The sequence below is a fragment of the Streptomyces sp. NPDC015345 genome, from assembly GCF_043078805.1.
In the GTDB taxonomy this organism is placed as follows: Bacteria; Actinomycetota; Actinomycetes; order Streptomycetales; family Streptomycetaceae; genus Streptomyces.
On sequence record NZ_JBIBTX010000001.1, the window covers coordinates 50,241 to 62,914 of the forward strand.

The 12,674-nt window shown below is 74.1% G+C and carries 15 protein-coding genes; 3 read left to right on the top strand and 12 right to left on the bottom strand.

Annotated features, from left to right (window positions below):
- Positions 1 to 144: 144 nt before the first annotated feature.
- The 5 genes from amaP to ACF062_RS00280 are packed head-to-tail and all read right to left on the bottom strand — an operon-like array spanning position 145 to position 2,519.
- Positions 145 to 732: an alkaline shock response membrane anchor protein AmaP gene (amaP, locus tag ACF062_RS00260; protein WP_392133704.1), complete on the bottom strand. Its 588-nt coding sequence runs from the start codon at positions 730 to 732 to the stop codon at positions 145 to 147.
- Positions 729 to 1,406 carry a DUF6286 domain-containing protein gene (locus tag ACF062_RS00265; protein WP_392133706.1) on the bottom strand — a complete coding sequence of 226 codons (678 nt, stop codon included), beginning with the start codon at positions 1,404 to 1,406 and terminating at the stop codon, positions 729 to 731. The genes amaP and ACF062_RS00265 overlap by 4 nt, the downstream gene beginning before the upstream one ends.
- Positions 1,403 to 1,786 (bottom strand): hypothetical protein, encoded by a 384-nt coding sequence (locus ACF062_RS00270; protein ID WP_392133709.1) that lies wholly within the window; start codon positions 1,784 to 1,786, stop codon positions 1,403 to 1,405. Before ACF062_RS00270 ends, ACF062_RS00265 begins: the two co-directional genes overlap by 4 nt.
- 3 nt (positions 1,787 to 1,789) lie before the next feature.
- On the bottom strand, positions 1,790 to 1,975 hold the full coding sequence (locus ACF062_RS00275; protein ID WP_223773896.1) for a hypothetical protein: 186 nt from the start codon (positions 1,973 to 1,975) through the stop codon (positions 1,790 to 1,792).
- A gap of 58 nt (positions 1,976 to 2,033) precedes the next feature.
- Positions 2,034 to 2,519 (bottom strand): Asp23/Gls24 family envelope stress response protein, encoded by a 486-nt coding sequence (locus ACF062_RS00280; RefSeq protein ID WP_223773897.1) that lies wholly within the window; start codon positions 2,517 to 2,519, stop codon positions 2,034 to 2,036.
- Between the two features lie 95 nt (positions 2,520 to 2,614).
- Between ACF062_RS00280 and ACF062_RS00285 the strand changes: the two genes are divergently transcribed.
- Positions 2,615 to 3,331 (top strand): nucleopolyhedrovirus P10 family protein, encoded by a 717-nt coding sequence (locus ACF062_RS00285; protein WP_392133711.1) that lies wholly within the window; start codon positions 2,615 to 2,617, stop codon positions 3,329 to 3,331.
- A gap of 58 nt (positions 3,332 to 3,389) precedes the next feature.
- Here ACF062_RS00285 and ACF062_RS00290 read toward each other — a convergent pair whose 3' ends face one another.
- The 4 genes from ACF062_RS00290 to ACF062_RS00305 form a co-directional block, all read right to left on the bottom strand.
- Positions 3,390 to 4,193: an enoyl-CoA hydratase/isomerase family protein gene (locus ACF062_RS00290; protein WP_392133714.1), complete on the bottom strand. Its 804-nt coding sequence runs from the start codon at positions 4,191 to 4,193 to the stop codon at positions 3,390 to 3,392.
- Positions 4,194 to 4,330: 137 nt separating this feature from the next.
- On the bottom strand, positions 4,331 to 4,552 hold the full coding sequence (locus ACF062_RS00295) for a helix-turn-helix domain-containing protein (RefSeq protein ID WP_055550175.1): 222 nt from the start codon (positions 4,550 to 4,552) through the stop codon (positions 4,331 to 4,333).
- Positions 4,553 to 4,910: 358 nt separating this feature from the next.
- Complete coding sequence (abc-f, locus tag ACF062_RS00300) at positions 4,911 to 6,509, bottom strand: ribosomal protection-like ABC-F family protein (protein WP_392133717.1); 1,599 nt, start codon at positions 6,507 to 6,509, stop codon at positions 4,911 to 4,913.
- Positions 6,510 to 6,630: 121 nt separating this feature from the next.
- The gene (locus ACF062_RS00305) at positions 6,631 to 7,470 is read right to left on the bottom strand and encodes a hypothetical protein (RefSeq protein WP_392133720.1); all 840 of its coding nucleotides are present in this window, start codon (positions 7,468 to 7,470) and stop codon (positions 6,631 to 6,633) included.
- Between the two features lie 235 nt (positions 7,471 to 7,705).
- Between ACF062_RS00305 and ACF062_RS00310 the strand changes: the two genes are divergently transcribed.
- Positions 7,706 to 8,596 (top strand): neutral zinc metallopeptidase, encoded by an 891-nt coding sequence (locus ACF062_RS00310; protein WP_392133723.1) that lies wholly within the window; start codon positions 7,706 to 7,708, stop codon positions 8,594 to 8,596.
- Positions 8,597 to 8,640: 44 nt separating this feature from the next.
- Positions 8,641 to 9,063, top strand: coding sequence for a VOC family protein (locus ACF062_RS00315; protein WP_392133726.1), 423 nt, complete (start codon positions 8,641 to 8,643; stop codon positions 9,061 to 9,063).
- 3 nt (positions 9,064 to 9,066) lie between these two features.
- Here ACF062_RS00315 and ACF062_RS00320 read toward each other — a convergent pair whose 3' ends face one another.
- From ACF062_RS00320 to ACF062_RS00330, 3 genes are all read right to left on the bottom strand, one after another.
- A complete protein-coding gene (locus tag ACF062_RS00320) occupies positions 9,067 to 10,524 on the bottom strand; it encodes a hypothetical protein (RefSeq protein ID WP_392133729.1) in 1,458 nt (485 codons plus the stop codon).
- Positions 10,525 to 10,634: 110 nt separating this feature from the next.
- Positions 10,635 to 11,771 (bottom strand): alpha/beta hydrolase family protein, encoded by a 1,137-nt coding sequence (locus ACF062_RS00325; RefSeq protein WP_392133732.1) that lies wholly within the window; start codon positions 11,769 to 11,771, stop codon positions 10,635 to 10,637.
- 178 nt (positions 11,772 to 11,949) lie between these two features.
- Positions 11,950 to 12,636 (bottom strand): class II aldolase/adducin family protein, encoded by a 687-nt coding sequence (locus ACF062_RS00330; RefSeq protein WP_356577702.1) that lies wholly within the window; start codon positions 12,634 to 12,636, stop codon positions 11,950 to 11,952.
- Positions 12,637 to 12,674 lie beyond the last annotated feature (38 nt).

Sequence of the window (12,674 nt, forward strand, 5' to 3'; positions counted from 1 at the left end):
CGCGGGCCCAGCCGTCACCCGACACGCTCGGCACGCTGCTTGAGCCCGAGAGGAAGCGGTACGGCGCAGCCCGGCGCCAGGGACGGCGGGTGCTCCCGCAGCGGAATCCGAAGGCTCCGCCCCCCAGACGCCCAGACCTCAGCCTCAGCTGACCCGTTCCGCGCGGTGCCTGACGCCGCGCAACCGCACCGTGGCGGGCAGGCTCGCCAGGCCGGCCGATTCGCGGGCGTGTGTCAGGACCTCCGAGGAGAAGCGGTGCAGCGCGTCGGAGGGCGTCGCGTCGGGTGCCAGGGCGAGGTCCACGCGCGCCCGCGGCGTGGTGCGCCGTCCCCTCAGTGCGGCCTGGGCGCGTTCGACACCGTCCAGTGTCTCGGCCTCCCCGGCCAGGACGTCCTCCATGGCGCGTCCGCGCAGCAGCGCGCCTTCGCCGTCCCCGGTCGCCACCAGGACCTCCGCGAGGCGGCGCCTGCGCAGCTGCGCCGAGAGCCACCACAGGGAGAGCAGTACGAGCAGCGCGAGCACCGCGATGACCGTGGGCCAGAACCATCCCTCGTCCCGCCAGCGGGTCCGGTCCGCGGCGCTGACCAGCACGTCGTGGCGGCCTTCGTGGAGCCACCAGGAGGGCGGCGAGGCGCCGAGCCCGATGGCAAGCACCGAGCCGCCGGCGACGAGCAGTACGAGCCCGGCGAGGGCGAGGAGTACGCGGTTGACCGTGCGGAGCATGGCGCTCATCCCTTCCTTCCGGGCCGGGCGACGTGGACCGAGAGCCGTGGCGTGTGCGCGAGGCCGAGGCCATGGATGCCCTCGGTCAGCGTCGCGTCCAGGTCGCCGCGTACGTCGTCCAGTTCACGGAAGTGCGAGACGGCGCGCACATCCACCTTGGAACGCGCCATGCGCACCCGCGCGCTCTGCACGCCCGCCACGTCCATCGCCCGGTCACGCAGCACCATGGCGGCGGCGCCGCGGTGGAGCCCGGCGCGTACGTCGGGGTCGCTGCGCCGCATCGGCAGCAGCGCGCGCTGCCCGGGCGTGATGGCGAGCACGACGAGCCACAGTCCGGCGAGTGCGGCGACCGCGGCCCCGGCGAGCACCGCGGCGTCGTCGAGGGGCCGCTCACCGAGCTGGTGGGCGAGTTCGCGCCGCCAGCCCATCGCGGGGTGGCCGGCCCGCACGGCGACGACGTCGTACAGGAGCAGTCCGGCGCCGGCCAGGACCAGCAGGGCGAGGAGGGCGGCGGGCACCCGGCGCGGCGACCAGAAGCGGGCGGCCTTGCCGTCGGCGGAGAGCGTGGGCAGCGGATGGTAGGTGGCACCGGAAGCCGACTGGCCGAGCTCGTCCTCGTCCCGCCGCGCCTGTTCGACGACCGGCAGCGGCTGCGTGCCGCCGCTGCTCGGGGGTTCGCTCATCGTGTCCTCCCCTGTGCCGCGGCGCGTGTCCGCGCCGAGTGCAGCCGCTCCACCTGGACCACCACCTCGGGTACGTCCATCCCCGCCAACGCCCTTACCCGCTGGGCGACTTGGTGACGCACGGCACCGCACTGGCGGCCGATGTCGCAGGGGTAGTCCAGTTCGAGACTGACGCGGACGCGGGCGGTGCCGAAGGGCGCCTCCCCCGCTCCGGGGGAGCCGGAGGCCTGGGGGGCCACGGAGACCGTGGCATGCGGCGGGGACCCGCCGTCGGGCACGGCGGGCACCGCCTCACGCGCCGCCCGCGCGGCGATCTTCGCGACGACCCGGTCGGCGATCCGGGTGGCGCCGCGCTCCCCCGGCGCGACCTGTGCCGCCACCGCTCACCGCCGCCGGTCGCCGCGGGCGCGGAAGAATTCGCCGGGCTCGAGGTCACCCTCCAGGAACCGCCCGGCCACGAAGCCGACGGCGCCCAGGGCGGCCACCAGGAGGAACGCCCCGAATCCGCCGAAGTATCCGGCGAAGCCGAGCGCCATTCCCGCCACCATGCCGATCACGGCCATGCTCATCGTGCGCTCCTTCGCGTCGCGAGACGTGACTGGGTGAGTGGGATCTGGATCTGACGTGCTACTGGAGGCGGCCCTGCGGCTGCTCCTCGTCCTCCTCGTCGGGCAGCTTCACATCGCTGACCGCGAGGTTGACCTCGACGACCTCAAGGCCGGTCATGCGCTCGACGGCCGCGATCACGTTCTCCCGTACGTCCTGGGCGAGGTCGGCGATCGAGACGCCGTACTCGACGACGATCTCCAGGTCGAGCGCCGTCTGCACCTCGCCGACCTCGGCCTTCACGCCGCGCGAGACGGATTTCGTGCCGCCGGGGACCCGGTCGCGCACGGCCCCGAAGGTGCGTGCGAGGCCGCCGCCCATCGCGTGCACGCCTTCGACGTCACGCGCGGCGAGTCCCGCGATCTTCTCGACGACTCCGTCGGCGATGGTGGTACGGCCCCGGCTCCCGGGGGCGCCGCCGCCGCGCCTGGTGGCGCCCGCCGCGCCGTCACCAGGGAAGTCCTTCTGGAGCGTCTGAGACGTGTTCCGCTCTCCGGTGTCGGTCATGGCCGTCCCGTCCGTTTCGCAAGGAGATCTGCTTTCTTTGCCCACATTAAGACGGGTTGCGCGGTAGCGCTCCAGGGATGCGGCAGGGTGGAGTCATGACGGGTGACGGGTGGACCCAGGCGGTGCGCAGGCAGCTGGGCCTCGGGCGGGTACTGCCGCTCGGCGGCGCGCCGGACGGCACGTGGGTGACGGAATCGGCGGTGGACGGTGTGTTGCGCCATGCGGCGCAACGGGTCACCGGGGTGCGGCTGGGCACGGTCCGCGTCGCCCCGGCCGATCCGGGTGGGTCGTACGTCGCTGCCGTGCCGCCACCGCCGAGCGCGCTGCCGCCCGGACCACTGCGGATCACGGCGGACTTCGCGGCCGCCGTCCAGCCCCTGCCGGCCGCGGCGGACCGGTTGCGGGCCGCGCTCCACGAGGCGGCGGACCGGCTCGGCCTGGTGGTCGACGAGGTGGACCTGCGGGTGACGGCGCTCCTGGACGAAGGCGTCGGCGACGGGAACGTACGTCCGGAAACGCCCCGCACGCCAGCGGGTCAGGCGCCCCCGGGCGACGGCGACGAGGCGCGCGCGGGGCGGGCCGCCCTCGCGGTGCCCGGCGTGACCCGGCTGACCGGGGCGCTCGGTCCGGCCGTGCACCTGGAGGAGCGCCGCCCGGCGGCGGGCGCGCTGCCCCGCCGCCACGCGCGCGTGGAGCTCGCGACGGACCGCGGGCACCGTGCCCTGGATGTGGCGCTCGCGGTCCGCGCGGCGGTGAGCGAGGCCCTGCCGGGCCGCCCGTCGGTGGCGGTGCTCATCACTGCCGTGGAGTGACGCCCCGGAGGCGCGGCGGCAGAGGTGGGCCCACGCCGCCGGGCCAGGGCAAGGACCGTCAGTCGCCGAGGCCCGCGAGGTCCCGCAGGCGGCGGCCCTGCGCGGCGCGCTCGGCGACGCGCTGCTCCTCGAAGGAGCGGCCCGTGGCGCCCTGGAGCAGTGCCTTGGTCTCGATGACCGCGTCACGCGGCGCGGAGATCAGCGCGGCGGCCAAGTCCCGCGCGGCGGCGTCGAGTTGGCCGACGGGAACCACGAGGTTGGCGAGGCCGACCCGCTCGGCCTCGTCCGCGTGGACAAAGCGCCCGGTGGCGCAGATCTCCAGGGCGCGGGCATAGCCGACGAGCCCCACCAGCGGGTGCGTGCCGGTGAGGTCGGGGACCAGGCCGAGGCTGGTCTCGCGCATGGCGAACTGCACGTCGTCCGCCGCGATCCGCAGATCGCAGGCGAGCGCGAGCTGGAAGCCGGCGCCGATGGCGTGGCCCTGGACGGCGGCGATGGACACGATGTCGCTCCGCCGCCACCAGGTGAACGCCTCCTGGTACTCGGCGATGGTGGCGTCGAGTACGCCGTCGTCGCCGCGCGCCAGGTCGATGAAGGACGGCTCGCCGTCGAAACCCTCGGGCGTGAACGCCTGCCGGTCCAGGCCCGCGGAGAAGGACTTGCCCTCACCGCGCAGCACCACGACGCGGACGCTGCCCGGCAGCAGCTGACCGGCCTCGGCCAACGCCCTCCACAGCGCGGGAGATTGGGCGTTCCTTTTGGCCGGGTTGGTCAGCGTCACCGTGGCGACGGCCTCGTCGATGGTGAGGCGTACGCCGTCCTTGTCGAGAACCGGTGCGAGCTCGCTGTCGGACGAAGCCATGGGTGCCTCCGATGGGGTGCGGTCGGTCCGGGTGCTCGGGAGCGCCCGTAAGTGACTGCACAGTAACCACCCGGCCGATCACGCGATCGACCGGGTGGCCACCGTCGGGCCATGGGTACAGCGGGCCGCGCCTGCCGTCAGCCGGCGGCGGCCTTCTTGCCTCGCGTCGCCCCGCCGCGTCCCCGCAGCGTGACGCCGGACTCGCTGAGCATGCGGTGCACAAACCCGTACGAACGGCCCGTCTCCTCGGCCAACGCACGGATGCTCGCACCGCCGTCGTACTTCTTTTTCAGGTCTGCCGCGAGCTTGTCGCGCGCGGCGCCGGTCACCCGGCTGCCCTTCTTCAGAGTCTCGGCCACCCGTGCCTCCTCATGGGAAGTGCGCTCTGGACTTCTCATGATCACCCCTCCCGGGCTTCCTGGCCACCCATTCGGCAAGGTCCGTACGACGAGGTTTGCCGCGACGGAGGGGCACACCACGAGCGGAATCAACTATTCCGCGTGCTGGATTCCGTACGCCTGTCCGGACCGCGCGACGAATCAGCAGGTCAGCGCGGTGCCGGTGGGAGGCCGGGCCGCATGCCCCGACGGCGGCGGAATCCGTGTATGACACACCTCGGTACGAGGGCGGCTCACACAGATGAGGGATCACCGCTCCGCCGAATGATCCATACGCAGTGGATCAGCAGTTCGATCACCCCAAGTGGACGCCCTGGGCTCAGGCGAGCGCCACGAGGTCCGCGTAGTCCTGGCCCCACAGGTCCTCGACGCCGTCCGGGAGCAGGATGATCCGCTCCGGCTGGAGTGCCTCGACCGCGCCCTCGTCGTGGGTGACGAGGACGACCGCGCCCTTGTAGGTGCGCAGGGCGCCGAGGATCTCCTCGCGGCTGGCCGGGTCGAGGTTGTTGGTGGGCTCGTCGAGCAGCAGGACGTTGGCCGAGGAGACGACGAGGGTCGCGAGCGCGAGCCGGGTCTTCTCACCGCCGGAGAGCACGCCCGCCGGCTTGTCGACGTCGTCCCCGGAGAAGAGGAACGAGCCGAGCGTCTTGCGCACCTCGACGAGGTCGAGGTCGGGGGCGGCCGAGCGCATGTTCTCCAGGACCGTGCGCTCGGGGTCCAGGGTCTCGTGCTCCTGGGCGTAGTACCCGAGCTTGAGGCCGTGGCCCTCGATGACCTGGCCGGTGTCGGGCTTCTCGGCGCCGCCGAGCAGCCTGAGCAGGGTGGTCTTGCCCGCGCCGTTGAGGCCGAGGATGACCACGCGCGAGCCCTTGTCGATCGCGAGGTCGACGTCGGTGAAGATCTCCAGGGAGCCGTACGACTTCGACAGGCCCTCGGCCATCAGCGGTGTCTTGCCGCACGGGGAGGGCTCGGGGAAGCGGAGCTTGGCGACCTTGTCGCTCTGGCGCACCTCGTCGAGACCGGCGAGGAGCTTGTCGGCGCGGCGCGCCATGTTCTGCGCGGCGACGGTCTTGGTGGCCTTGGCGCGCATCTTGTCGGCCTGCGAGTGCAGGGCGGCGGCCTTCTTCTCGGCGTTCTGCCGCTCGCGCTTGCGGCGCTTCTCGTCGGACTCGCGCTGCTGCTGGTAGAGCTTCCAGCCCATGTTGTAGACGTCGATCGCGGAGCGGTTGGCGTCGAGGTAGAAGACCTTGTTGACGACCGTCTCGACGAGGTCGACGTCGTGGGAGATCACGATGAAGCCGCCGCGGTACGTCTTGAGGTAGTCGCGCAGCCAGACGATCGAGTCGGCGTCGAGGTGGTTGGTCGGCTCGTCGAGCAGGAGCGTGTCGGCGTCCGAGAAGAGGATGCGGGCCAGCTCGATACGGCGGCGCTGACCACCGGAGAGCGTGTGCAGGGGCTGGCCGAGCACGCGGTCCGGGAGGTTGAGCGCGGCGGCGATGGTGGCGGCCTCGGCCTCGGCGGCGTACCCGCCCTTGGTGAGGAACTCCGTCTCCTGGCGCTCGTACTGCTTCATGGCCTTGTCGCGCGTGGCGCCCTGGCCGTTCGCGATGCGCTGTTCGTTCTCGCGCATCTTGCGGATCAGGGTGTCGAGTCCGCGCGCGGAGAGGATGCGGTCGCGGGCGAGGACGTCGAGGTCGCCGGTGCGGGGGTCCTGCGGGAGGTAGCCGACCTCTCCGGAGCGGGAGATCGTGCCGCCGGCGGGGATGCCCTCACCCGCCAGGCACTTGGTGAGGGTGGTCTTGCCCGCCCCATTGCGGCCGACGAGGCCGATGCGGTCGCCCTTCGCGATGCGGAAGGAGGCGTTCTCGATGAGGATGCGGGCGCCGGCGCGCAGCTCGATGCCGGAAGCGGTGATCACGGGGGGTACTCCTGAACAGGGTGGACGGCGAGAGGGACGACTGGTTGCTCGGGGCCGGTGTCTACGCCGTCCAACTGAGAAGAGGAGCTGCCATGGCAGCCAGTCTAACGGGCGAGCGCAACTAGTTTTCTGGGCCGCCGTCGCCCTCGCCCGCCCCGGGGTCACGCTCCAGGTCGCCGTTGCCCAGCGGGGTACGGCCGGGAACGATTCTGCCGAGGTCGTCCACCGCCACGACCTGCGCGGTCCAGGAGGCGGCGGTGCCCGCGCAGGGCTGGGCGACCAGCAGGGCCCCGTCCCGGTGGAGCGAGCGGGCCGGTTCGAAGGCGCAGCCGCGGCGGGCGGGGAGCACCCAGCGCAGGTCGCCGTCGGCGGTGCGGTAGGCGGTGATGCGGCGCGGGGTGACGACGGCCAGCATGCGGGCCCCGGGCGCGAGCGGCCGCAGCACTCCGGCGCCGCCGAGCGCGGCCGGGGTGCGCAGCCAGCCGGCGCTCTCGGGAACGGCACGGTGCCAGCGCACGGAGCGGCCGCCGTCGCGCTCGGTGTCGGTGACCAGGCCGTCGCTCCAGAGCGTGAAGGCGTGGCCGGGCGCGGCGAGCACCGTGAGGGGCCTGCGGCCTTCCCGCGTGTACGTCCAGCGGATCGCGCCGCCGATTGGTTCGTACGCCTGGACGGCCCGCCCCCGTGTCCGCAGGGCGGGCGCCGCGCCGGGGCCCGCGTCCGGCACGCGCGCGTGGGCGATGAGGCGGTCTCCGTAGGGGGCCGGCCGCGAGTGGTGGGCGGCGGTGATGAGCGGCAGGGCGAGCAGCGCGAGGGCGACGGGAAGCGCGATGCGGGTGCCCCTGCCGGTGCCTTTGCGGGTGCTGCCGCGGGTGCTTGCGCGGGACGGGTGCGGGGGCGGTGTCCCGGCGGGCTCTGCGGGTTCTGCGGGCTCTGCGGCGGACTCGCTCGGCAGAGCGGACATGACGCCCCCCTTCGTACCACCACCCAGATCAGGCGTTCAGGCGCAGAGCGTAGCGGCGGGGCACCGGGCGGCCGTGGTCCCGCCGGTGCGACACGGCGCGGGGAGCGGTCGGCGTCCCCCGTTCGGACCTCCGTCCGGCGCCGGGCGCAGGCGGGCGTATCAGGATGAAGTGGCCGGGCCGCCCGGTGCGGGACGGCGTGCGTCGTCCCGGGTGTGACGCAGAGGGGTGTGCCCAATGCAGTTCGACGACGACGCGGGCCTGGACACCTCCGAGGTGCGGGATGTGCGCGGCAGCCGGATCCCCGGCGGCCGGGCGACCGTGGGCGGCGGCATCGCCGGGCTCATCGCGCTGGTGCTCGGCCTCTTCTTCGGGGTGGGGCCGGATCAGCTGGGCCTGTCCTCCGGCGACGAGGAGCCCGAGGCCTCGTCGTCGTCCCTCGCGCAGGTGCAGCGGAACTGCCGCACGGGGCAGGACGCCAACACCAAGGAGGACTGCCGCATCGTGGCGGTGGTCAACAGCGTGCAGGACTTCTGGCGCCCGGAGTTCCAGCGCAGGCGGGCCTCGTACTCCCCCGCGCAGACCGTCCTGTTCACGAGCCGGGTGGGCACCGCCTGCGGGACGGCGACCTCGGCGGTCGGGCCGTTCTACTGCCCCGGTGACCGGAAGGTCTATCTGGACCTCGGCTTCTTCGACGAGCTGCGCACGAAGTTCGGCTCCACCGGCGGCCCCTTCGCGCAGGCGTACGTGGTGGCCCACGAGTACGGGCACCACGTACAGAACCTGGCGGGCACCCTGAAGCGCTCCCAGGACGGGCGCACGGGCCGCGACAGCAACGCCGTGAAGGTGGAGCTCCAGGCGGACTGCTACGCCGGGGTCTGGGCGCGGCACGCGACCGGCAGTCCGGACGAGCGCACGGGCAAGCCGCTGATCAGCAGCCTCGACGACGCGGACATCCGGGACGGCCTGGACGCGGCGGCCGCGGTGGGCGACGACCGGATCCAGGAGAAGTTCCAGGGCCGGGTCACCCCCGAGACCTGGACGCACGGCTCCGCCGAGCAGCGCCAGCGGTGGTTCTACCAGGGCTATCGCACCGGTGACATGGGGCGGTGCGACACCTTCCGCTGACCGCCCGGACCCCGGCGCGGCACGACCCGATCGGAGTGATGTACATGGCAGGGAACGAGAGCGCCAGCGGGCGGCCGAGCATCTTCCCGACGCTGCTGTACGCGGACGCGAAAGCCGCGATCCGGCAGCTGACGGAGGCCTTCGGCTTCACCGAGCTGCATGTGTACGAGGGCGAGGACGGCAGCGTCGCGCACGCCGAACTGGCCCAGGGCAACGGCTTGGTGATGCTCGGCTCCAAGGGCACGGGCGGCGTCTTCGACCGGGCGATGAAGGGCGCGGGACCCTGCGGGGTGTACGTCGTCGTGGACGACGTCGACGCCCACCACCGGCGGGCCGTGGAACACGGCGCTGAGATCCTGATGCCCCCGACCGACCAGGACTACGGCTCGCGGGACTACATGGCGCGGGACGCCGAGGGCAACGTATGGAGTTTCGGCACGTACGCCCCCGGGACCGCCGGGGGCTGACGCTCACTCCCCGCCGGTGTGCACCTGGAAGGCGGCGCGGCGCACGGCCCTGGCCAGCGCCGGGTCGGGGTGGGCGGCGGCGAGGGCGACCAGGACCTGGACGGTGCGGGGGTGTCCCGCGCGGCGCACCTCGTCGAGGAGGGCGGGCACCGTGGGCTGGACCGCCGACTCCAGGTGGCGGACGAGGAGTTCCCCCTCCCCGTGGTCGGCGACGGCCGCCGCGGTGTCGATCCACAGCCAGGTGGACTCCTCGCGGCTCAGCACGAGGTGGACGTCCTCGGGGTCGGCGCCCTCCTGCTCGGCCAGCCACAGCAGGGCGTAGGGCCGCAGGGGGGTCTCGTCCAGGACGGCCCTGACCTCCTGCTCGGCCGGGGCGCCGACGACGCGCAGGGCCTCGAAGGCGAGGCCGCGCAGCAGGGCGTCCTCGCCGCGGGCGGCCGTGAGCAGGTCGGTGACGGCGCTGCCGACGGGGCGGGCGGCGAGCCAGGCCCTGTACTCGGCGCGGGCCGCGTTGGGGCGCAGGCGGGCGCAGCCGCGCAGCATGTCCTCGGCGGACTGCTCGATGTGCCCGGCGGGGCTCTGCGCGGCGACGCAGATCTGCTCCAGCTTGACCCAGACCGCCCAGCTGCCGAGCGGGGTCAGGGTGGCCTGGCCGTCGGCGAAGGTCAGCGCGCCGACGGCGGCGAGGCCGTGCAGCGCCCAGTCGAGGAGGGCGGGCAGCGGGGCCGCCTCTTCGGGGCGGTCGGCCGGTGGGGTCTCCGGCTGGGGGCCGTAGGGGATCTCGCAGCGCTCGGTGCGCAGTTCGGTGACGCGCTGGTCCAGGAGGTCGAGCAGCTGCGGTACGGGGACGGGGCCCGCCGACAGCTGGAGGAAGGACAGCACCTGCGGCATGGCCTCGACGACCTCGGCGACCGCGGCGGACGCGAGCTCGTCCGGTGCCGGGTGGGCCAGTGACCAGGCGTCGAAGAGCGCGACCCAGCCGCGCAGCACGGCGGTGTCGTCGCGGTCCCAGGCGCGCAGGCGCCAGCCGGGGCGGGCGCGGTCGCCGTGCACCTCGACGAGGCCCGCGAGGCGGGCGGTGTCCCAGTCGGCGCGGACCTGAGCGGCGGTCAGTCCCAGTTCGGCGGCGGCGCGTTCGGCGGTGGCGTCGGAGAGGGTGCCCTTGCCGTCGGGCGTCCCGCCGGTGCTGCCGGGGCCGGGCCGCAGGGCGGTGTCGGCCCAGCGGGCGACCCGGGCGGCGTCGGCGAGGCCGGCGCGCGCTGCCCGGGCCAGCTCCGAGGGCGCGGGTGTGCCCTCGGGCGGGCGGGGCGCGGGACGGCGCGCGCGGCGGTTGCCCACCGCGCCGGGGGCGGCGGAGAGGGGTCGCGCTGGGTCGCGCTGAGTCTCTCCTCGCTTCTCGGCCCTCGGGTAGGGCGCGCGGACAAGTCGGAGCCTGGAGTCGCGCGGGGTACGGGACGTCACGGGAGCAGTCTTCCTGTTGACGGTCCGAAAACCCAAACGGAATGCCGACGGCGGGCTTCCGGGTGCCGCGCGAGGGGGCGCGCCGGGTGGTGCGGGAGGGCCGCGAAGGGTCACATCAGGGGGGTGAGGAAGCGGCGCAGCGCCTCTTCGTAGCCGGCCGGGTCGGCGTTCCACATGGCGCCGTGGGGAGCGCCGGGGACGGTGCGCAACGCGACCAGTTCCGGGCGCTGTTCGGCCAGTCGCCGGGAGAGGGCCCAGGGGGCGACGGTGTCGTCGGGGCCGTGCAGGACGAGGGTCGGTACCCGCAGCAGCGTGGGGTCGGCTGCCGCGAGGGTGCGGTCGCCGCGCAGACCCGTGCGTCCCTGGGCCGCGCGGACCGCAAGCGGAAGGAGCGGCCCCGGGGTGCGGCGGGCCACGGCGAGGGCGCGGAGGGTGGTCTCCCAGTTGAGCACCGGGGAGTCCAGGACGAGGCCGCTGACGTGGTCGCGCAGTGCCGAGTGGGCGGCGGCGTGCAGGCACATGGTGGCGCCGGTGGACCAGCCGTGGAGGATGACCTTGCGGGCGCCGTGGCGCACGGCGTGGCGCAGGGCGGCGTCCAGGTCGCGCCACTCGGTCTCGCCGAGGTGGCCGAGGCCGTCCGCGGAGCGGGGCGCGCCGGGGTCGCCGCGGTAGGCGAGGTCGAGCACGGGCAGCCGGAGGCGGCGCAGGAGGTCCATGACGACCATGGGGTGCTCGCGGGTGGTGCCCAGACCGTGCACGGTGATGACCCAGGTGTCGCGCAGGTTGGGCACGAACCAGGCGGGCAGGGTGCCGAGTTCGCCCGGGATGCCGACGTCCGTGTGGTCGATGCCGAGCGCGGTGTACGGGTCGCCGACGTGGACCTGCGGGGTGAGCCAGACCTTCGCGCCGGGTTCCAGGGTGCCGTGGGTGACGGCTTCCAGGCGGCGTACGACCGTGTCGGCCTCGTGCCGCGCCGACTCCAGGACGGGCCCGACGACGGCGTGGGTGCCGTTGCCGGTGAGGCCGTACGTGCCGGGGCGCAGGCTCGCGAGGGCGCGGGTCAGGGAGACCTGTCCGGTGCCGGTGGCGTGCACGGTGAGGCGGGGTTCCGACGGCAGGGGGCGGCCCGCCGGGGCCCTGAGGGCGGCGTCGCTGGCGAACCGCCCCGCCGCGACCGCGGCCGCGGCTGTCCCCAGGGCTGCTGTGACTGCGGTGACGGCCGCTGCCGTCGCTTTGGCTGGGCGCACCGTCCCAGTGTCCGGGGGTGACGGCCGCGGGGCCAGTGGGCGCGGTCCGCGGGGTGACGCGGTGGTGGGGCGGCGCCAGGGCAGTGCCCCGCCTCGTCCGTCCGCGGGCCGGGAGCGGTGTGTGCGCGTCGGTTTCGCCATAGGTGTACTCGTGCCCGTGGACGGCGGATCGCAACGGTCAGAAAGTCGGCTGTCCGTATCCCCGCAGTTTCTCCTGGGCCTCGCGCAGGTGGGCGGCGGACAGGAGGCTCGGGGTGTGGCCCGGCACCGCCGTGGCGGTGAGCCACAGGCGGCACATCCACTCCAGTTGCGCCGTGCGGTCGTACGCCTGGGACAGGGAGTCTCCGTAGGTGACCGTTCCGTGGTTCTGGAGGAGGCATCCGGTGCGGTCGCTGAGGGCGCGGAGCATGTTCTCGGCCAGTTCCTCGGTTCCGTAGAGCGCGTAGGGGGCGACGCGGACCGGGCCGCCGAGGACGCCCGTCATGTAGTGCACCGCGGGCAGCTCGGGGACCAGCGTCGAGACGGCCGTGGCGTGGACCGCGTGGGTGTGGACCACGGCCGTCGCGCCGGTGGTCCGGTAGATCGCGAGGTGCATCGGCAGCTCGCTGGTCGGCGCGAGGTCGCCGATGACCCGCCGCCCTTCGAGGTCGACGCCGAGCGCGTCCTCGGGCCGCAGCCGGTCGTAGGCGACCCCGCTCGGGGTGACCAGGACGGTGTCGCCGACCCGCACGGAGACATTGCCGGAGGTACCGACGACCAGACCGTCCGTCACCGTCCTGCGGGCCGTCTCCACCAGCTCGCCCCATGCCCGTCCGAGCTCGTCCCGCCCCGCGCCGTGCCCGGCGTCCTGCCGCTGCTCAGTCATACGACGATCCTGCCAGCCGGGCGCGCCGCGCTGTAGAC

What these genes read in the sequence shown, in the direction of transcription:
- amaP (WP_392133704.1), bottom strand. Translation starts at nt 732, where the DNA reads ATGAGCGCCATGCTCCGCACGGTCAACCGCGTACTCCTCGCCCTCGCC.
- ACF062_RS00265 (WP_392133706.1), bottom strand. Translation starts at nt 1,406, where the DNA reads ATGAGCGAACCCCCGAGCAGCGGCGGCACGCAGCCGCTGCCGGTCGTC.
- ACF062_RS00275 (WP_223773896.1), bottom strand. Translation starts at nt 1,975, where the DNA reads ATGAGCATGGCCGTGATCGGCATGGTGGCGGGAATGGCGCTCGGCTTC.
- ACF062_RS00280 (WP_223773897.1), bottom strand. Translation starts at nt 2,519, where the DNA reads ATGACCGACACCGGAGAGCGGAACACGTCTCAGACGCTCCAGAAGGAC.
- ACF062_RS00285 (WP_392133711.1), top strand. Translation starts at nt 2,615, where the DNA reads ATGACGGGTGACGGGTGGACCCAGGCGGTGCGCAGGCAGCTGGGCCTC.
- ACF062_RS00290 (WP_392133714.1), bottom strand. Translation starts at nt 4,193, where the DNA reads ATGGCTTCGTCCGACAGCGAGCTCGCACCGGTTCTCGACAAGGACGGC.
- ACF062_RS00305 (WP_392133720.1), bottom strand. Translation starts at nt 7,470, where the DNA reads ATGTCCGCTCTGCCGAGCGAGTCCGCCGCAGAGCCCGCAGAACCCGCA.
- ACF062_RS00310 (WP_392133723.1), top strand. Translation starts at nt 7,706, where the DNA reads ATGCAGTTCGACGACGACGCGGGCCTGGACACCTCCGAGGTGCGGGAT.
- ACF062_RS00315 (WP_392133726.1), top strand. Translation starts at nt 8,641, where the DNA reads ATGGCAGGGAACGAGAGCGCCAGCGGGCGGCCGAGCATCTTCCCGACG.
- ACF062_RS00330 (WP_356577702.1), bottom strand. Translation starts at nt 12,636, where the DNA reads ATGACTGAGCAGCGGCAGGACGCCGGGCACGGCGCGGGGCGGGACGAG.